Origin of the sequence: Mesorhizobium sp. M7A.T.Ca.US.000.02.2.1 (genome assembly GCF_003996995.1) — a bacterium.
In the GTDB taxonomy this organism is placed as follows: Bacteria; Pseudomonadota; Alphaproteobacteria; order Rhizobiales; family Rhizobiaceae; genus Mesorhizobium.
Window position 1 is genome coordinate 1 of record NZ_RZTT01000797.1, and the last position, 1,068, is coordinate 1,068.

General features: G+C 62.1%; 1 protein-coding gene. It reads left to right on the forward strand.

Features of this window, described 5'->3' with window-relative positions; all coding sequences use genetic code 11:
- Nucleotides 1–7: 7 nt before the first annotated feature.
- Nucleotides 8–1,068, forward strand: a 1,061-nt coding sequence (locus EOD15_RS34705; protein ID WP_148129832.1) for a nitrogen regulation protein NR(II), incomplete at its 3' end; no start/stop codon positions are given.

The following is a 1,068-nucleotide window of genomic DNA, read 5'->3' on the forward strand; positions in this document are numbered from 1 at the left end:
GCGCCGCATGAACGCCGCCGCTGACCAAGGCGCTGAAATGGCGGATGCCGCCCAGATCGTGCTCAACACCATCCGTCGCCCGGTGATCATGATCAGCGAGGAAGGTTTCATCACCTATGCCAACGCCGACGCGGAAGATTTCTTTCGCTCGAGTGCAAACATGCTCGCCCGCAACACGCTGTCAAAACTCATTCCCTTCGGCAGCCCGCTGCTGACGCTGGTCGATCAGGTGCGCGAGCGTCGGGCTCCGGTCAACGAGTATCGGGTCGACGTGTCGTCGCCCCGTCTCGGCATCGAAAAGGTCGTCGATCTCTACGTCGCGCCGGTGCCGGAATATCCGGGCTCCGTCGTGGTGATGTTCCAGGAACGGTCGATGGCCGACAAGATCGACCGGCAGATGACGCATCGGGGTGCCGCACGTTCGGTGACCGGTCTGGCGGCAATGCTTGCCCATGAGATCAAGAACCCGCTCTCCGGCATCCGGGGCGCGGCCCAGTTGCTTGAACTGTCGGCTTCCGACGAGGACCGTGCGCTGACTCGGCTGATCACCGACGAGACGGACCGCATCGTGTCGCTGGTCGATCGCATGGAGGTGTTTTCCGACGAGCGGCCGATCGATCGCTATCCCGTCAACATCCATGTCGTGCTCGACCATGTGAAGGCGATTGCCAAGAACGGTTTTGCTAAGAAAATCAAGATAATGGAGGATTATGATCCTTCATTGCCTCCGGTGTTTGCCAACCGCGACCAGCTGATCCAGGTGTTCCTCAACCTGGTCAAGAACGCTGCCGAGGCGATCGGCAGCGACCCGCAGGGCGAGATCGTGCTGTCGACCGCCTTCCGGCCGGGCATCCGTGTTTCCGTTCCGGGCACGCAGGACCGCGTGTCGCTGCCGCTGGAATTCTGCGTGCGCGACAATGGCTCCGGCGTCTCCGAAGACATCCTGCCGATCCTGTTCGACCCGTTCATCACCACCAAGCCGAACGGCTCCGGGTTGGGTCTTGCGCTGGTCGCCAAGATCGTCGGCGAGCATGGCGGCATCATCGAATGCGAATCGACGCCGCGCGG